General features: G+C 60.9%; 21 protein-coding genes. 8 read left to right on the top strand and 13 right to left on the bottom strand.

The genetic code is table 11. The features are described 5' to 3' along the window. The first annotated feature begins 120 nt into the window (after positions 1 to 120). Positions 121 to 864 carry a polyprenol monophosphomannose synthase gene (locus tag ABIE18_RS07770; protein WP_224090400.1) on the top strand — a complete coding sequence of 248 codons (744 nt, stop codon included), beginning with the start codon at positions 121 to 123 and terminating at the stop codon, positions 862 to 864. A gap of 75 nt (positions 865 to 939) precedes the next feature. On the opposite strand, the gene ABIE18_RS07765 is transcribed toward ABIE18_RS07770, so the two are convergent. The 4 genes from ABIE18_RS07765 to ABIE18_RS07750 all read right to left on the bottom strand — a co-directional run bounded on the left by ABIE18_RS07765 (position 940) and on the right by ABIE18_RS07750 (position 4035). Beyond that, on the bottom strand, positions 940 to 1287 hold the full coding sequence (locus ABIE18_RS07765; protein ID WP_021470504.1) for an RNA polymerase-binding protein RbpA: 348 nt from the start codon (positions 1285 to 1287) through the stop codon (positions 940 to 942). A gap of 256 nt (positions 1288 to 1543) precedes the next feature. Beyond that, positions 1544 to 2539 carry an SPFH domain-containing protein gene (locus ABIE18_RS07760; RefSeq protein ID WP_477515682.1) on the bottom strand — a complete coding sequence of 332 codons (996 nt, stop codon included), beginning with the start codon at positions 2537 to 2539 and terminating at the stop codon, positions 1544 to 1546. Positions 2540 to 2636: 97 nt separating this feature from the next. Continuing rightward, positions 2637 to 3098, bottom strand: a complete 462-nt coding sequence (locus tag ABIE18_RS07755; RefSeq protein ID WP_216925837.1) for an NfeD family protein — start codon at positions 3096 to 3098, stop codon at positions 2637 to 2639. Positions 3099 to 3180: 82 nt separating this feature from the next. After that, complete coding sequence (locus tag ABIE18_RS07750) at positions 3181 to 4035, bottom strand: methyltransferase domain-containing protein (protein WP_499722104.1); 855 nt, start codon at positions 4033 to 4035, stop codon at positions 3181 to 3183. Positions 4036 to 4104: 69 nt separating this feature from the next. On the opposite strand from ABIE18_RS07750, the gene ABIE18_RS07745 reads away from it, so the two are divergent. Beyond that, positions 4105 to 6120 carry a S9 family peptidase gene (locus ABIE18_RS07745; RefSeq protein WP_499722102.1) on the top strand — a complete coding sequence of 672 codons (2016 nt, stop codon included), beginning with the start codon at positions 4105 to 4107 and terminating at the stop codon, positions 6118 to 6120. Between the two features lie 17 nt (positions 6121 to 6137). On the opposite strand, the gene ABIE18_RS07740 is transcribed toward ABIE18_RS07745, so the two are convergent. Next, positions 6138 to 6815 carry a peptide deformylase gene (locus tag ABIE18_RS07740; protein ID WP_499722101.1) on the bottom strand — a complete coding sequence of 226 codons (678 nt, stop codon included), beginning with the start codon at positions 6813 to 6815 and terminating at the stop codon, positions 6138 to 6140. Between the two features lie 99 nt (positions 6816 to 6914). On the opposite strand from ABIE18_RS07740, the gene ABIE18_RS07735 reads away from it, so the two are divergent. Next, positions 6915 to 7334 (top strand): nuclear transport factor 2 family protein, encoded by a 420-nt coding sequence (locus tag ABIE18_RS07735; protein ID WP_499722100.1) that lies wholly within the window; start codon positions 6915 to 6917, stop codon positions 7332 to 7334. Between the two features lie 15 nt (positions 7335 to 7349). Here the strand turns inward: ABIE18_RS07735 and ABIE18_RS07730 are convergent, their stop codons facing one another. The 3 genes from ABIE18_RS07730 to ABIE18_RS07720 are packed head-to-tail and all read right to left on the bottom strand — an operon-like array spanning position 7350 to position 10342. Then, entirely contained in the window at positions 7350 to 8480 is a 1131-nt protein-coding gene (locus ABIE18_RS07730; protein ID WP_499722098.1) for an FAD-dependent oxidoreductase, read from the bottom strand. Between the two features lie 9 nt (positions 8481 to 8489). Then, a complete protein-coding gene (locus ABIE18_RS07725) occupies positions 8490 to 9209 on the bottom strand; it encodes a class I SAM-dependent methyltransferase (RefSeq protein ID WP_499722097.1) in 720 nt (239 codons plus the stop codon). Next, positions 9206 to 10342, bottom strand: coding sequence for a type III polyketide synthase (locus tag ABIE18_RS07720; RefSeq protein ID WP_499722094.1), 1137 nt, complete (start codon positions 10340 to 10342; stop codon positions 9206 to 9208). Before ABIE18_RS07720 ends, ABIE18_RS07725 begins: the two co-directional genes overlap by 4 nt. A gap of 252 nt (positions 10343 to 10594) precedes the next feature. Here ABIE18_RS07720 and ABIE18_RS07715 point away from each other — a divergent pair, with 252 nt between their 5' ends. Both ABIE18_RS07715 and ABIE18_RS07710 read left to right on the top strand, forming a co-directional pair. Next, positions 10595 to 12988, top strand: coding sequence for an ATP-binding cassette domain-containing protein (locus tag ABIE18_RS07715; protein ID WP_499722093.1), 2394 nt, complete (start codon positions 10595 to 10597; stop codon positions 12986 to 12988). A 173-nt stretch (positions 12989 to 13161) separates the two neighbouring features. Then, positions 13162 to 14499: a haloacid dehalogenase-like hydrolase gene (locus tag ABIE18_RS07710; RefSeq protein WP_499722091.1), complete on the top strand. Its 1338-nt coding sequence runs from the start codon at positions 13162 to 13164 to the stop codon at positions 14497 to 14499. Between the two features lie 666 nt (positions 14500 to 15165). Here ABIE18_RS07710 and ABIE18_RS07705 read toward each other — a convergent pair. Further along, positions 15166 to 15414, bottom strand: a complete 249-nt coding sequence (locus ABIE18_RS07705; protein WP_477515693.1) for a putative antibiotic biosynthesis monooxygenase — start codon at positions 15412 to 15414, stop codon at positions 15166 to 15168. A gap of 143 nt (positions 15415 to 15557) precedes the next feature. Between ABIE18_RS07705 and ABIE18_RS07700 the strand changes: the two genes are divergently transcribed. Next, positions 15558 to 17780 carry an ATP-binding protein gene (locus tag ABIE18_RS07700; RefSeq protein WP_499722090.1) on the top strand — a complete coding sequence of 741 codons (2223 nt, stop codon included), beginning with the start codon at positions 15558 to 15560 and terminating at the stop codon, positions 17778 to 17780. 623 nt (positions 17781 to 18403) lie between these two features. Here the strand turns inward: ABIE18_RS07700 and ABIE18_RS07695 are convergent. Continuing rightward, positions 18404 to 19153: an RNA polymerase sigma factor gene (locus ABIE18_RS07695; RefSeq protein ID WP_499722089.1), complete on the bottom strand. Its 750-nt coding sequence runs from the start codon at positions 19151 to 19153 to the stop codon at positions 18404 to 18406. Positions 19154 to 19355: 202 nt separating this feature from the next. Here ABIE18_RS07695 and ABIE18_RS07690 point away from each other — a divergent pair, with 202 nt between their 5' ends. Further along, positions 19356 to 20339 carry an Lrp/AsnC ligand binding domain-containing protein gene (locus tag ABIE18_RS07690; protein ID WP_499722088.1) on the top strand — a complete coding sequence of 328 codons (984 nt, stop codon included), beginning with the start codon at positions 19356 to 19358 and terminating at the stop codon, positions 20337 to 20339. A gap of 62 nt (positions 20340 to 20401) precedes the next feature. On the opposite strand, the gene ABIE18_RS07685 is transcribed toward ABIE18_RS07690, so the two are convergent. From ABIE18_RS07685 to ABIE18_RS07675, 3 genes are all read right to left on the bottom strand, one after another. Beyond that, on the bottom strand, positions 20402 to 20830 hold the full coding sequence (locus ABIE18_RS07685) for a VOC family protein (RefSeq protein ID WP_499722086.1): 429 nt from the start codon (positions 20828 to 20830) through the stop codon (positions 20402 to 20404). Between the two features lie 87 nt (positions 20831 to 20917). Beyond that, positions 20918 to 21376, bottom strand: a complete 459-nt coding sequence (locus tag ABIE18_RS07680) for a VOC family protein (RefSeq protein ID WP_498700588.1) — start codon at positions 21374 to 21376, stop codon at positions 20918 to 20920. A gap of 142 nt (positions 21377 to 21518) precedes the next feature. Next, complete coding sequence (locus ABIE18_RS07675; protein WP_499722084.1) at positions 21519 to 21896, bottom strand: VOC family protein; 378 nt, start codon at positions 21894 to 21896, stop codon at positions 21519 to 21521. 131 nt (positions 21897 to 22027) lie between these two features. On the opposite strand from ABIE18_RS07675, the gene ABIE18_RS07670 reads away from it, so the two are divergent. After that, on the top strand, positions 22028 to 22417 hold the full coding sequence (locus ABIE18_RS07670) for a DUF3054 domain-containing protein (RefSeq protein ID WP_499722082.1): 390 nt from the start codon (positions 22028 to 22030) through the stop codon (positions 22415 to 22417). The last annotated feature ends 26 nt before the right edge of the window (positions 22418 to 22443 follow it).

The following is a 22443-nucleotide window of genomic DNA, read 5'->3' as shown; positions in this document are numbered from 1 at the left end:
CCGGGGCCACAGCTGCCCGTAGTAGTGCACAGGATCGTCCTATAATGGAGAGTTGCGCCAGAACGCCAGCCTTGAGGCTGGTCCGGCACACTGACCGCTCCATCAAGGAAAGGCCTCTTCTTGCGTGTCCTGACGATCATCCCTACCTACAACGAGCTGGAATCGCTCCCCAAGACATTGGGCCGGCTGCGGACCGCAGTGCCTGAGTCGGACGTCCTGGTGGTTGATGACAACAGCCCGGACGGCACGGGACAACTTGCTGACGGCATAGCCGCCGAGGACAAGCAAGTGCACGTGCTGCACCGCAAAGGCAAGGAAGGCCTTGGCGCGGCCTACATCGCCGGCTTCAAGTGGGGCCTCGCCGCCGGGTATGACGTTCTGGTCGAGATGGACGCCGATGGCTCCCACAAGCCCGAGCAGCTGCCCCTCCTCCTTGATGCGGTCAAAGAGGGCGCCGACCTTGCCATGGGCTCGCGCTGGGTACCGGGAGGCAGTGTTGTGAACTGGCCTCTCTACCGCCAGGCAATCTCCCGTATTGGCAGCACCTATGCCCGCATCATGCTTGGCTTGAAAATCAAGGACGTCACGGGCGGCTACCGTGCTTTCCGCCGCAGCACACTTGAAGCCCTCAAGTTGGATGAAGTGGATTCAGTGGGTTATGGCTTCCAGGTTGATCTTGCCTGGCGCGTGGCAAAGCTCGGCCTGCGTATTGAGGAACGTCCCATCACCTTCGTTGAGCGGGAACTCGGTGCATCGAAGATGAGTGGCAACATTGTGGTGGAAGCCATGATCAACGTCACCAAATGGGGTCTGGCGGCACGGTGGGCCAAGCTCACCGGAAAACAGCCTGCCCTCGCAAAATAAAGGTAGCTTTCATAAGAAAAGGCCGGAGCGGTTCCCAAAAGGAACCGCTCCGGCCTTTTTGCTTGAGTTTGAAGACTAAGCTGAGCGACGCTCTCCGCGGCGCTCACGCAGGATGTTCAAACGATCCTCAAGGATCTGCTCCAGCTCCGGAAGGCTGCGGCGTTCCAGGAGCATGTCCCAGTGGGTGCGGACGGCCTTCTCGTTGGCATCCACGGGACGCTCGCCGTCTACGAGCAAGGCTTCCTTGCCAGTCTTGGAAACCCAAACAGGGGGGATCTCGGCTTCAGCAGAGAAGGTGACGAAGACCTGCTCGCCGTCCTCGCAGCGGTATTCAACCCGCTGGCGCGGTGCCGGTTCAACGCCGGACTCGGTTTCCATGCTTTGGGCGCCAAGACGCATACCCCGCAGGCTGCGATCGCTCATGATTACTCCCTCTGTCTGTTCGCGGAGTCTGAACTCCGCGCTAGCCGTAGGCCGTTTTCACGGTCCCTACGGACTACTTCTGCACACCTTGCATCACTAATTGCAACGCCTGGCCAAGCTTTAATGTTCCATCCACACTGAACCAGCCGGACAAATATCCCATTATACGCGGATGGATGGTAAGTACCCAAAAGCAGTACAAAATGCGATGAGCGGCCAGCCGTTTGGCTGACCGCTCAACTGCCTGACAACAGAGTTACTCCGCGGGCCTTGACTGTGCTGCCGTGGTGGATTCCACGGGAGCTGCCGGCTCCGAAGCGGCAGCTTTGTTGCTGCCGCCAAAGAAGCCAGCAGCATCGGAGTCACCGTTGGCGCCTCCGAGCGCACTGCCAATGCCCTTCAAGGCCTCGCCAACTTCACTGGGGATGATCCACAGCTTATTGGAACTGCCTTCAGCGAGCTTGGGTAGCGTCTGCAGATACTGGTAAGCCAAAAGCTTCTGGTCCGGGTTGCCCTTGTGGATGGCGTCAAAGACTTTCTGGATAGCCTGGGCTTCACCGTCTGCCCGAAGGATGGCGGCCTTCGCATCACCTTCAGCTGCGAGGATGGCCGCTTGGCGCTGGCCTTCTGCTGTAAGAATTTGCGACTGCTTGGTTCCTTCAGCAGTCAGGATGGCTGCTCGACGGTCGCGCTCTGCACGCATCTGCTTTTCCATCGAGTCCTGGATGGAGTGGGGCGGATCAATAGCCTTCAGTTCCACACGCGAGACGCGGATGCCCCAGCGGCCTGTGGCTTCATCCAACACTCCACGCAGCTGGCCATTGATCTGGTCACGGGAGGTCAGTGCCTCTTCGAGGTTCAGGCCACCCACAACGTTACGAAGCGTGGTGGTGGTCAGCTGCTCTACCGCCTGGATGTAGTTGGCGATTTCATAGGTAGCCGCCCGGGGGTCCGTTACCTGGAAGTAGACCACGGTGTCGATCGAAACCACGAGGTTGTCCTCGGTGATGACTGGCTGCGGCGGGAAGGACACCACCTGCTCACGGAGGTCGAGCAACGGCAGGAGCCTGTCGACGAACGGAATCAGGATGGTAAGACCCGGGTTGAGCGTGCGCTGGTACTTGCCGAGGCGTTCAACGACGCCGGCACGTGCCTGCGGGATGATCCTTACCGAGCGGACCAACACGATGATGACAAAAATGACGAGAACAATCAGCACAACTGCTGCCGCTGTTCCTCCTAAACCGTCCATGCGTCTCCTTGATTCCCCAATTGCGTGGCTTGCTTTGACCTTTTGCGGGCAGGCTGCCAGCCTGTTATCCGCAGAATTCTGGTTTTTCCGGTTCGAATCAGCGCGGGCTGTTTTCGGCAGGCGAGGCTACTACCGCCGTCGCGCCGTCAATCCTGGTGACCTGAACGGTAGCGCCGGCGTCGAGGACTCCAGCGGTGCTGCGCGCGCTCCAGACATCGCCGCCGATCTTTACCAGCCCGCTGGTGCCTGTGACCGCTTCTATGACGAGGGCGGGCTGACCGATGAGCCGGTCGATATTCGTCCGCTGTTCTGCTGGTCCCTTATGCAGGTGTTTCAAGGCGACCGGCCGGACGAAGGCGATCATCAAGAGGGAGACCACGCTGAAGATGACGATCTGGAGCCAGAAATCGGCCCCGGCGAAGTCGGCTATGAGCCCGGCCAATGCGCCGCCTCCGAGCATGATGAAGAAGAGGTCGAGGGTTAGCATCTCCACCACCGCGAACGCGAGGAAGACCGTGAGCCAGAGGGCCCACCAATTCTCGCCGAGCCATTCAAACATCATTTCCCCCTTGGTCCCGGACCCCGCCGGAGACGGGTCACAGTCGCTGTTCCTCCATCCTAGCCCGACGCTGAGTCCCTCGTCAGGAAGCCGAAGCACCCACTGTAAAGAGGCTGATTCGGAACTTCGCCGTGGTTGCTACGGTCCCATCCGCATCGGCCAGCAGAGCGAGTTCTTCGGGCTTGATGTGGTGACCGGCCGGCCCCATATAGGCGATGTCGGCCAGCTCGGAGCCCGTGAGGGTGAGCGGCACGTCCAGGTTGTACGTTGAATCGGCGTGGAAATAGCCGCCCAGGGATTCAGCCAAGCGCTCGGCCTTGCCTTCCTCAATGCTGAGCATTCCGGTGCGGGCAGCGATTTCAGCCAAGTGTCCTGGCTGCGGTGTCACCACAATCAGTTCTCCACCAGGCCGCAGCACCCGGGCGAACTCTGCCGGATTCCTGGGAGCGAACACCACCAGGACCACGTCCACCGCGTTATCGGCAATGGGCAGCGGACGCCAAATGTCCCAGACGAGGTTGGCAGCATCCTCGTTGAGCCGTGCAGCGCGGCGGAGTGCGAATTTGGAGATGTCCAGCCCTATCGCAGAAGCCGGAGTCCTTTCCAGGACACGGTGCAGGTAGTGCCCGGTGCCCGTTCCGGCGTCGAGAACCACGGCCCCGGGCCGCTGCAGCGATGCGGCTGCCAGACCCGCAACGCGCTCGGCCAAAGCAGCGTAGTGTCCGCTGTCCAGGAATCGATGCCGGGCTCCCACCATCTCCGCCGAATCAGCTTCGAAGACTGTGCCCTTACCTGTCAGCAGGTTGAAGTAACCCTGTTTGGCGGCATCGAATACATGCCCGGAACCGCAAACAAGCCTCCGCTGTGGATCCTCGACAAGCTGAAACCGCCCTTCGCAAACGGGACAACGGAGGGCGGCAACGGCATCGGACAACATGGATTCAATCCTACGGTGGGCCGGAGTGTCTGGTGCCTGCGCCAGGGCGGCGGGGCTAGGCTCACCAAGGTGAAACCCGAGCAGCTGCCTTTGTTGAACTCCGTCTCCGCCCCAGCCATCCATCCGGACGGCACTAAAGCGGTGGTATCCGTCGTCAGGCCTGATTTCGACGCCGATGCTTACGTCGGCCAATTGTGGAACGTACCGCTGGACACCAGCAAGCGCCCACGACGCATCACCCGCGGGTTCAGGGACACTTCGCCGGCTTTCTCGCCTGACGGCTTGGTTTTGGCCTTCCTGCGGAGCGACGCAGAGGGAAAAGCACAGCTGTTTGTAGTGGAGTCCGCAGGGGGCGAACCACAGCAGGTCACGGATCAGCACGCCGGGGTCAACGGGTTTGCGTGGGCGCCCGATTCCCATCGGGTGGTCTTCACCAGCCGTGTTGCGGAACCGGGCCGCTATGGAACGGTCGACGGCGTTACTTCCGGCAGCGAAGACGCCCGGCTTATCGCCGTGAACCAGTACCGGATGAACGGTGTGGGGTACGTCCTTGACCAGCGCCAGCAACTGTTTGTGGTTGACGTGCCGGAATTGGGTGGCGAGCCTGTTGTCATTCCCCGTGGCAGAGCCGCCCACGAACGGCCGGGTGCCAAGGTAACCGGGGTTCCCGATGCCAGGCAGATGACGTTCGGCGAATCGGACCATGAGGCGCCATGTTTCTCGGCCGACGGCAGATTCCTCTACTTCGTGGCCGCTCTCCACGACGGGCAGGATGAGGACCTAGTAACGTCCGTGTACCGGATTGACGCAACAGGCGGCGAACCCGAGCTCGTCAAACCCCACAACCCAAAACTGCAGACCGTCACGGCCGTGCGGGCGTCCTCCGATGGCCGTTCGCTCTTCTTCACCGCGCAGGACCTGGGCGACACAGGACGGGATTTTGTCGCGCGCAACAGCGTTCTCTACTCAATGCCTGTCATCGGGGGAGATGCCGTGGCCCTCACCGACGTCGAGCATTTGGACGTCTCAGGTCCGCTGGAACCGAGCGGACCGGACAGCGTCCTGGTCTTGAACACAGCATTGGGCAGCGTGGAGCTCCTCGATGTCACGGCGGCGGGAAGCATTACGCCACTGGTCCATGGCGCCCGCGTGGTTATTGGAGCCACAGTTGGTGCCAATGGCGAAATTGCCGTGACCTTCCTGGATGCGGCCACCGCTGGCGACGTCGCCTCCCTGGCGCGTGGTGAACTGCGTCTGCTGACAGACTTCTCGGCGGGACTACGGAATAGCTCACGGGTCAGTGAGCCCGTGGATTTCCAGGCAACCGCCGACGACGGATACCCCGTGAACGGTTGGTTGGTGCTGCCCGACGGACCGGGACCGCACCCTGTCCTGCTGACCATCCACGGGGGTCCGTTCTCCCAATACACGGGAGCCTTCTTTGACGAAGCGCAAGTCTATTCAGCTGCAGGATACGCAGTAGTGATGTGCAATCCGCGGGGCTCTTCAGGCTATGGACAATCCCATGGACGGGTCATCAAGGAGCGCATGGGAACCGTGGACATGCAGGACGTGCTCGCCTTCCTGGAGGCTGCCTTATCCGCCCACGCAACCTTGGACGCGGACAGCGTGGGCATCATGGGTGGATCCTATGGCGGTTACCTTACGGCGTGGACCATCGCACACGACCACCGTTTCAAAGGGGCAATTGTCGAACGCGGATTCCTGGACCCTGCCAGCTTTGCGGGCACGTCCGATATCGGCTGGTTTTTTGGCGGCGAGTACGCTGGAGCCACACCCGATCAGCTTGTGGCACAGAGCCCCTTGGCCGTAGGCGGCTCCGTCGTGACACCGACCCTGGTGATCCACAGCGAAAACGACCTTCGGTGTCCTCTTGAACAAGGGCAGCGGTACTATGCGCTGCTCAAGGAGAGGGGAGTAGAGACGTCGTTGCTTGTCTTCCCGGGCGAGGACCATGAATTGTCGCGTTCCGGGACCCCACATCACCGCAAGCAGCGGTTCGAACACATCCTCGCGTGGTGGGCCAGGCATCTGCCTACGGCATCAAACCACATGGCGGACTGATACACGTCACGGAGCGGCTAGCCGTGCAGGAAACCGAGGGTCCGGCGCGCGTCCTCAATGTCCGGGTTGGTCCACCGTAATGAGTGTTCGGCGTTGCTGGAAAGCGATCGCATTTCTGCTTTGTCCACGTAAAGGATTCCCTGCAGGTGGTCCGTTTCGTGTTGCACTATGCGTGCCTGCCACCCTGAGAACCATTCCTCCACAGGGCGTCCCTCTGGCGTGAGATAGCTCAATTCCACATTGCGGTATCTGGTGACCACCGCTTGGTAGCCGTTAACGGACAGACATCCCTCATAGAAGGACGCTGTCTCGTTTCCCAGAGGCCGATATTTCGGGTTGAGGACAGCCATGAACTCCAGCGGCTCCCTGTGCCGGACCGTTGCCGACTCCGGATCCACCTCGTACTTGTCTTCAAGGACTGCCAACTGCAACGGAATGCCCAACTGCGGAGCCGCCAGCCCAACCCCCGGTGCCGCATGCATAACCTCACGCATCCGTTCGATGAACGCCGCCAATTCAGCGCCATCAAGCTGGCCGTCATATGGCGCGGCCTGTTGCCGGAGGACGGGGTGCCCGGCTTGAACGATGGGCGGAAGTTCCTCGGTTTCAAGTAGCCGCAGGACTGCGTCCCTGATCTGGAGGGGATTAAAGTCAGTAGCCGGGCTGGGCGCCTCGGAGTGAGGTTGCTGCGTCATGACTTGAGCCTAACGCGAAGGCTCCTCTTCGCGCCTGTGTCCTGCACCCGGGAGCGCCCTTGCCGGGCGCCGGTCTCCGCGTTCAGCTAGGCTCGTCGGATGACTGAAAGCAACCCCCTGGACCATGTACTCGGGTTTATCAGGACGGTTGAGTCCGGCGGCGGCGCCGCTGAGATCAGCCCGTACCTGGCCCACGACTTCACACTGACGGAATGGCCGCACGCACTATCCAAGACCGGTTCCACCAGGACCCTTCAGGAGACTCTCACTGGCGCGGATCACAGTAAGAACATCGTGGCGAACCAGAGCTTTGAGGTGGTCCGGACCACCTGCGAAGGCAACCGGGTAGTCCTGGAGATGAACTGGTCAGCCACGTTGCTCCTGGACCTCCCGCACTGGGACGCCGGCGAAACCATACGTGCGCGGAGCACCGCTGTCTTTGAGCTGCGGGACGGTTTGATCATCAGCCAGGACACCTACGACTGCTACTACACACTCCCTGAGCAGGCAACGTCCTGAAGGAACACGCACGAGCTAGCGCATGGTGAAGCGCCGCTCCACCAACGCTGAGACAGCAGGAAACTCCAACGCATAGCTAAAAAACGAGTTCCTGGCCGCCATGATTGCCGGAGGGAGGGGCCTTCCAAGTGCCATGTTCAAGCCCGCCTGCAAGGATGCGCGGGCCGCTGCCCGGCGTCGGTCCTTCTCGAACACCTGAAGCTGACGACCGACAGCCTGTCCCCTGAGGGAGGCATCAATAAGAGGTGCCAGGGCAGCAGCATCAAGCCATCCAAGGTTCATTCCCTGGCCACCAATGGGACTGATCTCGTGGGCGGCATCGCCCAACAACACTGTTCTGCCATGGATCATGCGGCCCGCAAGCCTCGACTGGACATCAAATGCGCTCAACATGGTGTTGCTTTCCGGATCCAGCACGGCGCCGGTCCGGGCTTGGACCATGGCAGCCAGGTCAGCCGCCGTCGCGCCGCCCGCCGGGGCTCCAAGCCGTACCACCCACCGGCGAACATCCCCGGGCAGGGGGAACGACTCCACGATCCCCTCGGGCTCCAAATACAGGACCGCGTTGTCTCCGTGGCCTGTCCCATCAATGAAATCTCCCATCAGATAACTATCCGGATAGCTGCGGGCCGGAAGGTCGGGGAGAAGACGTTGTCGTATCAGCGAGTGGGCTCCGTCAGCTGCCACCAAGAGACGGCTGGTGAAGGTGTGTTCTCCGGAAGGTGAGACCGCCCGGACGCTGACAGTGCCGCCGTCGTCGGCAAACTTGCGCACGTCCGCGCCGCGGATGATCGCCTTGGAGTCCAACGCCAGGATCGCTTGTTCCAGTGCCTGCTCCGTCACTGGTTGCGGGACAGCGAGGATGAAGGGGAAGCCCGGGTCCCCTGTAAAGGGCAGCTCGGCGATTTTCTTGCCTTTGCTGTACGCAACGCCCCGCTCGATCCGCACACCGGATGCCAACAACGGCGCAGAAAGACCGGCCCGTCCGAGTTCGATGAGCGCCGGCGGGTGAATTCCTATTGCTCTTGAACGGTGGCTCCTGGTCGGACGGCGTTCAAGGATTCGGACCTGATGCCCTTGTTTGAGCAACAAGGCGCCCATGAACAAACCGACCGGGCCGGCACCCACGATGATGACGTCAAGCACGTCTGTCCCTCACGTCCAGGATCCATCGCCGGCATGATCGTAGACGAGCAGGTTGTGCCACGGTCCGTTTCGATCCACCCTCCATCCTTCCGGTGCCGCCGCCTGGAGCTCCCCGGAGGTGAAGCTGCGCTTGATGGAGACCAAACCGTCACCGCAGATGAAAGAGCCGACGCCCAAAGGCCAGAAGCCTGCCGCGAAGAGAAGGTATGCGATATTGCTCCGCTTGAGGTCATTGTGCAGCGCGAGCCTCCGGCACAGTACTTCTGAGTCCTTCAACACCCCGGCGAGTTGGTCAGCATCGAGGTGGTGGAGGATGTGATTCGAGAGGACGATATCGAACCTCCTGCCCTCCGCGACAAGATCCGCGCTGTGTGCCCGCCGGTAGGTGACGCCTTCCACCGCTGGCGCCCGGGTCGCAAAACTGTATGCCCGTTCGTCAGGGTCTATGGCAGTTACCTTCAACGCAAATCCATCCTTTGCGGCCCATCTGGCCAAGCTTCGAGCGACATCCCCACCACCGCACCCGATGTCCAGGACCGACGCCGTGCCGTTGGCTGTAAGAAGTGGACGGAAGCGGTCACGGTACGTCCGGTGCCATCCGGAAAGGAGGCGGTTAACCACCGGGAAGCGGGCGTAGCTGCGATCCAGGCGCTGGAGGTCACAATCAGGCCGGTCCATGTCCTCGATGGCATCCAAGTCCCTGTCTTTCAGGGATCCCCACGGGCTCACAGGGTGGGAGAGACCAACGTAAAGAGGCCAGTCTCCACAGTGAGGCCGGGACCGAACGCCATGGAGCAGATTCGCTCCTCGCGTTGATTTGCGGGTTGCCCAAGCATGTACTTCAAGACAAACAACACAGTGGCGCTACTCATGTTGCCGTATTCCCTGAGTGTTTCCCTCGCCGGGACCAGTTGCTCCGCGGTGAGTTCGAGCTTGGATTCGACCTTGTCCAGAATGCTGCGCCCACCGGGATGAATGGCCCAGTGCGTTATATCCCGATAGGGGAGTTCTGCCAGTTGCGGCTCTTTGGCGAGCAACGGCTCCAACGCCCCGGTGATGTGCTCCTCGATGATGTGGGGCACATAGGAACCCAAGACCATTTCAAAACCCTCGTCGCCAATGTTCCAGGCCATCGCCTCTTCACCAACGGGGGTGAGGACCGTTTCGAAGTGGTCCAGCCTGATCACTGGTTCGGGCCCTTGGGGTTCCTTGGACGTCACGATGGCCGCGGCCGCACCGTCGCCGAAGATGGCCGAACCCATGATGGTGTCGGGGTCGTTGGAGGTGCGCACGTGCAGCGAACAAAGCTCCACACAGATAACCAGAACGACGGCGGCTGGATCTGCCAGGCAGAACTGCTTGGCTGCCTTCAGGGCTGGAAACGCGGCATAGCAGCCCATGAAGCCGAGGTGGTAACGCTGCACGGCGGGGTTCAGTCCCAGCGCCCGGACGACCTTGTAGTCGGGACCAGGATTGAAGAACCCCGTGCAGGACACAGTAATGACATGAGTAATGTCATCGAGGTCGATATCCGGCACGCGTGCTACCGCAGCCTTGCCGGACTCGATAAAGAGCTTGGTGGCCTCCGTGGCAAAAATCTCGTTCCGGACTTTGGTGCTGGGGCTGAGCACTAGATTGGTCGAAGGGTCAAAGAATCGTGGATTTTCCGGATGCGCGTCGAGGCTCAGCTCTTCCACCGCCGTATAGCGGGTATCTATTGCAGCTGAGTCGAAGCAGGTGGAGACCAGTCGCGATCCGAGCCGCGTCAAGCCTGGTTGAGCTGCGAAGACGTCGCGTGCCTGCGACTGCACGAGGATGGTTGGCGGAACTGCGGTTTCAAGGGACCTCATGTATACCGGCATGCTTCATTCTTAGTGAGTCGGCCGCTGATGACAATGGTTGGAACGGCTCGGGCTTCGCGTCCTCCCAAAGGCCTGCAGCACGGGCCGTTAGTGTGGACAATGACCGTTGCCGCATTCGCGACGACGAACGAGAATTTTACATACTGACCTCACGTTGGTCAGTCCTGGCCAGGCGGCGTCGACGGGGGACTGTTGGGCAGCACCGACCAACAGGTTGTGACCAGCAGGTGCCGCCCAACAGATGGAGAGATCATGAGCATTGCCACGAGCACCGACACGCAGTCTCCGCCGTCGCACGTAGCAGACACCCACGACCTCATACGGGTGCAGGGTGCGCGCGAGAACAACCTCAAGGACATCAGTGTCGAGATCCCCAAACGTCGCCTCACGGTGTTCACGGGTGTCTCCGGCTCGGGCAAGAGCTCGTTGGTCTTTAGCACCATCGCGGCAGAGTCCCAGCGAATGATCAATGAGACTTACAGCGCTTTTGTTCAGGGCTTCATGCCTTCATTGTCGCGGCCGGACGTGGACATGCTGGAAGGTCTGACAACTGCCATCATCGTGGACCAGGAGAGGATGGGCTCAAATCCGCGCTCAACCGTGGGTACCGCAACAGATGCCAATGCCATGCTCCGTATTCTCTTCAGCCGGCTCGGGCAGCCCCACATCGGATCGCCGAACGCGTACTCGTTCAACGTGCCTACCGTAAAAGCCAGCGGGGCCATCACGGTGGATCGCGGCGAGGGCAAAACCAAAACGGAGAAGGCCAGCTTCAATCGCCTGGGCGGCATGTGCTCACGATGCGAGGGAATGGGTTCAGTCAACGATTTCGATCTCACCGCGCTGTACGACGACAGCAAGTCCTTGAACGAGGGCGCGCTCAGCATTCCCGGGTACACGATGGATGGCTGGTATGGCCGGATCTTCAGCGGATCAGGCTTCTTCAATATGGACAAGCCAATTGCCAAGTTCACCAAGAAGGAGCTCCACGACCTCCTGTACCGGGAACCGACCAAAATCAAGGTCGAAGGCATCAACCTCACGTATGAAGGCGTCATCCCAAAAATCCAGAAATCGATGCTCTCCAAGGACGTTGACGCACTTCAACCACACATCCGGGCCTTCGTGGAGCGGGCCATCACCTTTACCACCTGTCCGGAGTGTGAAGGCACCAGGTTGAGCCCGGAGGCACGTTCTTCCAAGATCAGGGGGAAGAGCATTGCGGATGTGTGCACGATGCAGATCAGTGACCTTGCTTTATGGATCCGGGAAATCGATGAGCCCTCAGTGGCTCCGCTTCTCAAGGGACTGCAGCACCTCTTGGACTCATTCGCCGAGATAGGTCTCGGATACTTGTCCCTCGATCGGCCTGCCGGTACCTTGTCCGGGGGAGAGGCGCAGCGAACCAAGATGATCCGGCATCTGGGCTCATCCCTGACTGACGTCACCTACGTCTTCGACGAGCCAACTATCGGCCTGCACCCGCATGACATCGAGCGTATGAATCAGTTGCTGCTGCAGTTGCGGGATAAAGGCAACACTGTGCTGGTAGTCGAGCACAAGCCTGAAACGATTGCGATCGCTGACCACGTGGTGGATCTCGGACCTGGCGCGGGCACAGGCGGCGGCACGGTCTGCTTCGAAGGCGATCTGGACGGGCTGCGGGGGAGTGACACCATCACTGGGCGCCACCTCGACGATCGCGCATCCATTAAAGAGCAGGTACGGACAGCTTCCGGCACTCTTGAGGTCCGCGGAGCTTCCACCAACAATCTTCAAAACGTGGACGTTGATATTCCACTGGGCGTGCTGTGTGTACTCACCGGTGTGGCCGGATCGGGCAAGAGCTCGCTGATTCACGGATCGGTGGCCAAACGGGACGGCGTCCTGGTGATCGACCAAGGTGCCATCCGGGGTTCCCGCCGAAGCAATCCTGCAACTTACACTGGGCTCCTTGAGCCCATACGCAAGGCATTCGCCAAGGCCAACAATGTGAAACCGGCACTCTTCAGCTCCAACTCCGAGGGCGCCTGCCCCACATGCAATGGTGCCGGCGTCATTTACACGGATTTAGGCGTCATGGCGACGGTGGAATCAACGTGTGAGGAATGTGAAGGAAAGCGCTTCCAGGCGTCCGTATTGGAGTACAGGCTTGGCGGGCGCAATATTGCAGAGGTGCTTGCAATGTCTGTCAACGAGGCTGAGACCTTCTTCAGCGAAGGGGAAGCTCGCACACCGGCCGCCCACAAGATCCTGGACCGCCTCGCCGACGTCGGACTCGGTTACCTGACGCTGGGACAGCCGCTCACCACACTGTCCGGCGGGGAACGCCAGCGGCTCAAGCTTGCCACGCAAATGTCGGAGAAGGGCGACATCTACATCCTGGACGAGCCGACCACAGGCCTCCATCTCGCCGACGTCCAGAACCTGCTCGGCATGCTGGATCGTTTGGTTGAGTCCGGAAAGTCAGTCATCGTGATCGAGCATCACCAGGCCGTCATGGCACATGCCGACTGGATTATCGACCTCGGGCCCGGCGCCGGACACGACGGCGGCAAGATAGTCTTCTCTGGCACGCCCACTGACCTTGTGGCTGACCGCTCGACGCTGACCGGCAAGCATTTGGCGGTTTACGTCGGCGCTTGATTCGTGGCCGGCCTGAAAAAATGCCAATACCACTTGCTTCAGAGTGGCCGACCCCAACTTCCTGCCAGAAATTTCCCTCTAATTCCTTGACTATCCATCGTGATGTGACACACACTTACTCAGGACTTTGGACTATTTACAGACCATTAAGAATCTTGAGAACCGGGGGAAACATGTCCACATTTTCGTCAGGGCCAGTCAAGGATGACAACAGCCACAGGAAGGGATCGCTCAGGAAACAGTATTTCCGGTTTGCGACCACCGCGGCCGTAGTGGCGACCCTCATGTCGGCCACGTCGTGCGCCACGCCTCTTGCCACCAATACTGGGGCAGCAGCCGAATGCCGCCAACTTGACGCCCAACTGGCATGGCCGGGGGAGGTCCGGGAACAACTACAAAAGACCATTGACGCCCACAGCAACTGCACCGGAACAGCGCGCGGAGGCAAAGCTCCAGTGGCGATCTTTGACTGGGACAACACCGTAGTGAAGAACGACATCGGCTACGGCACGAACTTTTGGATGCTGCGGCACGACAAAGTCCTGCAACCGGCGAATAAGGACTGGAAAAGCACAAACCGCTACCTTACGGATGCGGCAGCGAAGGCACTGACAGTGGCATGCGGTACCGACACGGCCCCGGGCCAGCCTCTCAAGACCAGCAGCAATACGGACTGCGCCGATGAAATCCTCGCCATCCTTGAGGACAAGACGCGTTCCGGCGAGCCAGCTTTTGAGGGCTTCAATGCGCGCCACCTCATAGGCGCCTATGCCTGGGGTACGGCTCTCTCTGCCGGGTATACCGAGGAGCAGCTCGGCCAGTTCGCACTGGCGATGAAGCAGGAGAACCTGTCCGCAGCACAAGGCAGCATGCAGACAGTTGGAAGCCAGCAGGTGGACGGTTACATCCGGATCTACCCACAGATCAAGGACCTCATCGGCGTTCTTCAGGCACACGGCATCGAAACCTGGGTGGTTTCCGCATCGCCGGAGCCGGTGGTCAAAGCGTGGGCCGGCGACGTCGGCATCGATGCCGGGCACGTCGTGGGCGTCCGCAGCGTCTACGAGGATGGCATCCAAACCTCCCATCTGAAAGGCTGCGGCGGAATACCCGACGGCGAAGATTCCGTCATGACCTACATCGAGGGAAAACGTTGCTGGGCCAATCAGGTGATCTTCGGCGTCGAGGGTCCTTCAGCCTTTGAGCAACTGCCTGCCGAACGCCGCCAGATCCTGGCCGCCGGCGACTCCGGCACAGACGTAACCTTCGTTGGCGACGCCACCGAAGCCAGGCTGGTGGTGAACCGGAACAACGCCGAAATTATGTGCCGAGCCTACGACAACGAGGACGGCAAGTGGCTGATCACCCCAATGTTCATCGACCCCAAACCACAGCGTAGCGAGCCGTATCCATGCACCACCAAGGCGTACACCAACCCGGACAGCAGCAAGGGGCCAGTGGTGCGCGAGGACGGCAGCCTCATTCCGGACCAGGTGGACCGCGTCCACTAAACGGGAGTTCCAGTAACCACTTCCACAACGGGGCTTATAACGCCGATAATCTACATTATGTAAAGTAAAGGTTGATTGCAGCACCTCGTTGCCCCCCTGCCCGCCCCGGCTTCGCAGATCTGTTTTGACTGGCTGGCTGCCGATCTACCGCGACTTAGTCCTGTTCAAGGTGGCCTACTGCTGGGGGCTGCAACGCGATGAGGTCAGACACCTGCAGACCGTGGACTTTGCCAGGAACCCGCACGCCCGGGAATTCTGCAAGTATGCAGTGCTGGAGATCCGCTATGGCAAGGCCATGAAAGGATCTCCCTGGAAACGCCGCAGCGTCCCGAGGGTGTTTGACTCGTCGGCGGAGATCCTCGCGGACTGGCTGGAACGCGGCCACCCCCACATTAGCGACGGGCTGGACCTGTTCCCCTCCGAACGCGGCATTTTGGTTTCCGACACTGCGCTGAACCGCAGGTTCAACCGCTACTGCGAAGAGCCGGGCCTCTCCCCCGGCCGGGTCAGGACACTGCGCCGGGCCATGGATTCCAGCGTCCGGGATGCACGAAAGTCCGGGGCCTGGAGCAAAGGCGCCGTTCGCCCGAATCTCGACTGCCAACTCGATTTTCGTCAACAGCGTTTGCGGCGGGGCCCGTTCACTGTCGAACAAGCGGCGAAGCATCACGGCCGGCGTGCAAGCCGGAGATACGCCGCAATCAAGCGGGGGACGACGACGTATACGGCGACGGGGACCACGATGAGCGTGATTGCCAGGGCCCGGAGCACAGATGGCCATGGCCCGATCAACGGTGTGAGCGCCCACTGGCTAAGCGCGACGAGCGGAAAGATGGCGGTCCATGTGATGGCCGCTCGCTCATGGATTGTCGGCGGGGCGGGTGTTCGCGCCGGGGTTGGTGTTGTGGCGTACATGGGGGGCTCCTTACGGTCTGTATGCCCTTTCTGATGCCTTTACAGTAGGTCTCGACTGCTGGCTGAGACATCCGGGCGGCTACTCAAGTGCCTACTCATTTAGGGGATAGACACACTTCTCCCCTGCCGCAGATACTGATGGCATGGCCAGGAGAACCCATGCCCTGGGACCCAGGGCGCGTGCGCCGGGGCGTCTCCCGGCGTCTCCCAGCAGCTTCATAGGCCGCGTCGACGAACTAGTTGCCATCAATAACGCTCTCCTGTCGAGCCGCCTCGTGACGCTGGCCGGCCCCGGGGGTGTCGGGAAGACACGCATCGCACTGACCGCGGTGAGCGCCGCGGGCGATCGCTTTGGTCATCCGGTATTCGTGGACCTCACCCGAATCCCAAAAGGAGCCCCAGTCGCGCTATCCGTCGCGGAGGCCGTGGGCCTTCGCGGTGTCAAGAGGGAGGGCGCGCTCAACGCGATCCTGTGGTGGCTCGACGGCGGGGAGCGCGTACTCCTCATGCTGGACAACACGGAGCATGTCCTTGAGGAGACGGCTGCCCTTGTGGCCGAGCTCCTGGAGGGCGCCTTGGACTGTACCGTTCTGGTGACGACCCGAGAGCCGCTGCGCATTTCGGGTGAGCGTATCGTCCCGGTGGGGCCCATGCTGGACGACGACGCCGAGGCTCTCTTCTGGGAGCGCGCGCAGGCAGTTCGGCCGTCACTTACGGTTTCCTCGGAATCCCGCTCCGCCTCCCGCGAACTGTGCGCACGTCTGGACCGGCTGCCGCTGGCCCTTGAGTTGGCAGCTGCTCGTATGTCCGTCATGACGCCGGCGGAGATGCTGCCCCTGCTCGAGCGCCCCTTGCATGCTCTTGGATCCGGACCTTCCACAGGGCCGGCCCGCCACCGCAGCCTGAGAGCCTGCATCGCAACAAGTGTGGACCCACTTGGGGAGCACGAGCGCGCCGCGTTCGAGGCGTGCGCCGTCTTCGCGAGTCCGTTCGACGCGCGCGCGGCGGCCGCCGTCGCGGGTGCGTCGCTGGAGACCGTCGAAGACCTCGTGGCCCGATCCCTGCTCCAGCCGTCCTTCGACGCGGCAGGCCACACGGTCTTCCGACTTCTAGAGAGCCTGCGGGAGTTCGCTCGCGACGGGCTCGACAGCGAACGGCTCGCGGAGGTGCAGAGGCGCCACCTTGCGTGGATCGCGGCAGAGTTCAGCGCCGACAGACCATTGAGCGTGATGGAGAGCTCACGCAACGGGCAAGCCGTCGATCGCTTGCCGGATCTCCGGGCGGCTCTCGACTTCGCGGTCGTTGCCGCACCTGCCGAGGGCCTTCAGATCATGGGCGCAACGCGAGAACTGTGGTTCCGCTATGCCCAGGACGAAGGACTTTCCCGGGCCACTGGTCTTCTGCAACGCCATCCAATGCATGATGATGCGCGGGCTCAAGGTCTGATAACGGCTTCCGTCTGCCACACCTCGCGGCAGGAGACCGAGGCTGGGAACCGGCTGGCTGCGGAAGCGCTTGCCATTCTTGAACCAGGTTCGGCAGGGGCAGGCGCCGCCTTCTTCTATCAGGCCATCGCCCGCTGTCTTGCCAAAGACACCGAAGGTTGTATCGAGTCGTGCGAGGCGGCTCTGGACGTATATACAGGGCTCGGTGATGTAGCCGGACAGAGCAGGGCCATCGGCATGCGGGGAATGGCGGCGGTGTGGGCACATCGCGACGAGGAGGCAATACGCATCCTCACTAGGGCTTTGGACCTTGCCGTTTACGCGGGGGACCTCTGGGCGCAGGGGCAGATCCTCACGTACTTGGGCCTTGCCGAGTCGAATCGGGGCCGCCCTGCCATGGGCCGGGCAAGGCTTTTCGAAGGGGTGGACGCCTTCGCCCGGGTGGGCGATATATCCTACCGCGGAGTCGCGCTCGCCCGCCTCGCGGCGCTCACTGTGCCCCGGGACCCGGCGACGGCGGTGCGAGCTGCCGCCGCGACGACCCGCAGGGAGGGGGCCGGCGGAAGATTCCACGAGATTGCGCTCGCCGACTTCGACCACGTGCGGTCGTCCGCTGAGCTGCTGCTCGGACCGCAAGGCTTCGCGTCCGCATGGGAGGCCGGGGAGAAGCTCTCCTTCGCTGAGGCCGCGGAGGAGCTCCGGGCCGTCGAAGGTGTGCTGCAGCCGGACATGCTCACGCCCCGCGAGTTCGAGATCGCCGAGCTTGTGCGCAGAGGCCTCGGGAACGCGTCCATCGCGAGGCAGCTCTCGCTCTCGGCGCGGACCGTGGAGAACCACGTCGCGCATGCCCTGACAAAGTTGGGACTGCACAGCCGCGCTGCCTTGGCTGTCTGGGCTGCCGAACACCGGAAGCCTGACTAGACCTTGGCGAAGCCAGTCGGCGAACCGTCGTCAAACGCCGAGAAGCAGCACGGTCCATTGAATAGTTCCGTGTCGAATGTGCACGATGACCAGTAACCGTTGATTACAGCACTTCGTTGACTCCCCTGCTCCCACAGTCACTTCCGTTGGGGTGTGTCTGTAATGGAACGGTTCCTGATACTCCTGGCCTTGGTTCTTGTCGGACTGGCCGTGGCAGCAGCTGGACGCTTTCGCCTTCCTGTGAAGGAGGGATCCCGTACGGATCAGTTCTTCGTGCGGTTTCAGCTGGCGGGAAATGTGGTCGCCATTGGAGTGGATGTCCTTTTTCCAATCGTCACTGTTTTTGTCGGATGCCGCTGCTGGCTTATTCAGCTGCGATCCTTCAGCTTCTTGCAGTGACCATCTTCCACGTGCAGTTGCCTCCAGTGCGTTTGTTCCGACCTGGAACGTCGGGTCAGCACTCAGTCGAAGAAGAGAACCTTCGACGCACCAGGTGGCCATACCAGACCGCGTTCGCGATGGGATATGCCTTTCTCCTGGCCTATGTTTTCTCCATCTTTCCGACATACTTCCAGCTTGTAACGGCAGTTCAGTCCCCTATGCAGCGAAACACGCGGCCAGACCTATCCAGCGCGGGACCCGGCCTGTTTCATTACTGACTGAACTTCCACCAACTCAGCCAACACCCCTGTGCAACGGAGGCAATCGTCCAAGTGCCGGCGAAGTTTCTCCTGGGCGGCCTGGCGCACGGCATTTCGGACGTATTTACCTAGGTAGCGCGAAAAGTCCGTGCAGGGGTCCGTAGCTGATTCCTGCACGTGTTCTTGCAGGTACGCCTGGCGGAGACCCTCCCGTGCCCGGATGAGCAATGACGACACAGCGTTTGGAGTCAGTTCCATGGCCCGTGCCGCTGCAGCCGGCTTCATGCCCTCAACGTCCACCTGCCAAAGTACGGTCTGCCAGCGGGATGGCAGGGAACGGAAAGCCAGCATAAGGATCGTGTTCTCGAAGTCTTTGAGAACAGGATCATCGTTGACAACCATGACCTGACTCTCAACGCCATTCACCGTCGCCGCTGCTCGTCTGCTCTGCAGATTGCGACGGTGCGACATTCGCCGAACGGTGGTCAACAGATAAGCCCTGAATGAGTCCACCGGCCCCCTGCCCTCCAGCAGGGATTTCAGGATCGATGCAAACGCCTCGGAGACCACGTCGTCAGCATCCGTTGGATTATCCGATTCAGTCAGGGCGACATAGGTGGCAATGCCTTGGTGCCGGCGAAAAAGTTCCTCGTAGGATCCAGAGTCACCCCCGCGCACGGAAGCAAGCAGAAGTGTTTCACTCTCGCCCGCCACTGTTGGGTGTGTGCCCACTCCCCTCCCCTGCTGACTTAGTGCAGGTTTCAGAAGCACTTGTACTTGCTGAGCCGTCGTGGAAGATTGGACGCGGCCGAACGGCAGGACGGGAGCAAGCATGGCTGCCTTCCGAAGTGTTTGAGTGGTGACGCCTAGAATCTAGGCAGCAAGTGATTGGTCACACTCAAAACGCAGGCAATTTGTTGGAAGTAGACGTTCCATGCAGGATTTCGACTTTGATGAACGGGACCTCAAACTCCTGCATGCTCTTCAGATCCGCCCCCGGGCACCATGGACGGCCTTGGCACCTGGTGTGGGTGCGGATGCAGTCACCTTGGCCCGACGCTGGAAATATCTTTCCGGTGAAGGGCTGGCATGGGTAGCAACCTACCGTGGGCTCGGTTCCAAAGTCGCCTTTGCCCTGGTGGAAGTTGAGTGCTCGCCTGCCAGCATGGCGGGCGTGACCGAAGAGCTTGCGGCCGATCCGGATGTGCTCTCCATGGATCACACCGCAGGTGGCAGGGACATGGTCATCACTGTCATGAGCCGCGATGACGCCTCCCTCGGACGTTTCGTTTTGGACCGCTTGCCGGCCGTCAAAGGAATCCGCAGCACGAGAACCCATCCGGGCATCAATCTGTTGGCGGACGCCCGGAGCTGGCGGTTGCGCTCCTTGCAGGACCACGAGGTAAAACTCATAGAACGCGCAGCACCTCAACCAAGTCCGGCCGCGAAGGGCGCATCGGCGGATCTGGAAGAACAACTTTTTTGGATCCTGCGCGCTGACGGTCGAGCCTCGATTACCGAAATATCCCAAAAGTTGGGAATCAGCCCGCCGCGGGCGAAGAGCGCTCTAGCCGCAGCTTTGGCCCAGGATCGGATAGTTGTCCGCCTTGAAATGGCGCGTACATTGTCGCCTTGGCCCGTAAACGTTTGGTACTTCCTCCGTGTCCCAGCCACACAGGTGCAGGCAGTGGCGGGCAGGCTGGCAGGCCTCGGAGAAGTGCGTCTTGTCGTCACCACAGGTGGGCTGTATTCGATTGTGATGGCGATGTGGCTTCGCCGGCTTGAGGACATGAGCATTCTCGAACGGCAACTGGGTGAGAAGTTGCCCATGGTGGAGATCATGGACCGTTCAGTCGTCTTGCGGACACCTAAGCATGTTGGCGTCAGGCTTGATCCCTCTGGCCGTCGCATCGTGTAAAAGCCGGAACGGGAATGCCCCGTCCAACGCGAGCCGGACGAGGCATTCGTTCCGCGCGCCTGCTACTGCTCCTGTTGGGCTCCTGCAATGTTGACCAGCCAAGCGATGCCGAACTTGTCCACACACATCCCGAAGGTGTCACCCCACGGTGCGCTTTCAAGTGGCATGGTGACGGTACCGCCGTCGGCGAGTTTGTCCCAGTAACCACGAAGTTCGGCTTCATCCTCGGACTGGCCGCTTAGAGACACCGAGATGTTGTTGCCCGGGTTGTAGTCCATGCCGTTCGGCGTGTCGGCAGCCATCAGCGTCAGACCGTTGGGTGTTACCAGCATTGCGTGCATGACCTTCTCCGCTTCGGCGGGGTCTTCGCTTGCCTGATATTCGCCGAAAGTGCTGAGCGTCAGTTCGCCACCGAAGACGGACTCGTAGAAGTTGATTGCGTCCCTGGCATTATCGCGGAACGAGATATATGGGTTGAGGCGGGTTGTCATTAGTCAGTTCTCCTCATGGTTGTAATAGGTGCGCACGTCACCGTGCGGTAATGCTAGCAGCGCCCAAGGCGCCTGTCCCCCGAACTTTCAGTCGCCGTCGTACGCCTTTTGCAAAACGTTGATATCAAGCTTCCGCATCTTCAACATGGCTTCCATTGCCCGCTGGGAACCTGCTGGATCCGGACCATTCAACAGGCTCGGCATCCCAGCAGGGACGATCTGCCATGACAAGCCAAACTTGTCCTTCAGCCATCCGCACTGGCTTTCTTCTCCCCCTCCTTCCAAGAGCGCATTCCAGTAACGGTCCACCTCGTCCTGCGAATCGCAGTTCACCACGAGGGAAACCGCTTCGTTGAAGGTGAAAGCGGGTCCCCCGTTCAAGGCCATGAACTGCCGTCCTTCAATCTCGAAGTCCACGGTAAGAACCTGTCCGTCTGGACCCGGCATCGATGTCAGGATGGACGAATCATCAAATGTCGATGTGTAGAACTCCGCCGCCTCTGCCGCCCGGCCGTCAAACCACAAACAGGTGGAAATCTTCTGCATTCTGCAAGTCCTCCAGGATCGTGAGGAACCAGTTGTCCCCCGACTGAGGCTAGTCGTGTGGGTTCCACCACACAACGCCCGACGGCGGCTGTCACCGGATGCGTTATGCGCACCAGCGCGGGGCCTGCTGATCAAGCAAGAGTTAGTCGCCTGCCGTCCTGATCCGGCTGACCAGGCCAACGGTATTGGCCTCGCTGTCTTCAATGAAGGCCATCCATTCCTCTGAATCTGCCGGTCCGAGGAGGTCATCCTCATGAGTGAAAATAATGTGCGGCTCCGAAATGATCTTGACGCCTTTGCTCCTCAACGCGGCCACTGTGCCGTGAAGGTCTCCAACCTCGAAATAGAGCAGGGACGACGGCGCTCCTTTCTCCAGCAGAAGCCGCACGCCACCCACGTCAAAGAAGAGGAGCCCGGGAGGGTCGTACAAAGCCTTGGGCTCGGCGCCCAGCAGTGCAGCGTAGAAGGCCGCCGCCCGCTTGAGGTCTTCGGCATGCTGGGCTACTTGAACGAATCGCATGATCTCCTCCACTAATTGGGGTGCGTCCTTTGTTCCTGCAGTCATCGTGGCCGGAGCAGAAACCAAGCGCAAGCGAGTACCTGCGGGTCGTCAACTTCGCGCCAACACTTCCGCCCGGATAATGTCAGAACATGCCGTCATCGCTTAGATCCTGGATTCCTGCCGCCGCCGCCGACCTCGTGTTGATTCTTGTCTTCGCCGCGATCGGCCGGGACGCCCATGCCCGTGGAGACATCATCACAGGCGCCTTTGTCACGGCCTGGCCCTTCCTCGCTGGTGCGGGCGTCGCCTGGCTGGTCGCGAGGGTTTGGCGTGCGCCCTATGCCCTCTGGCCTTCGGGCATTTGTGTCTGGATCGGTGCCGTAGGGATCGGCATGCTGCTCAGGGCGGTGACCGGCCAGACGGTGGTGTTGCCCTTTGTCATCGTGGCACTTATCAGCCTTGGTGTTTTCCTGCTCGGCTTCCGCGCCATTCTCGCGTTAATTCTGCGCACGTCACGAAAGCGCCAGTCCAAAGTCTGAAAGGGTCCCCGCATCTCCCATGTACT

It is taken from the genome of Arthrobacter sp. 2762 (genome assembly GCF_040548745.1).
GTDB lineage: Bacteria > Actinomycetota > Actinomycetes > Actinomycetales > Micrococcaceae > Arthrobacter.
The sequence above is the reverse complement of the archived record's forward strand: the minus strand, read 5'-3'. Positions and strand labels throughout refer to the sequence as shown.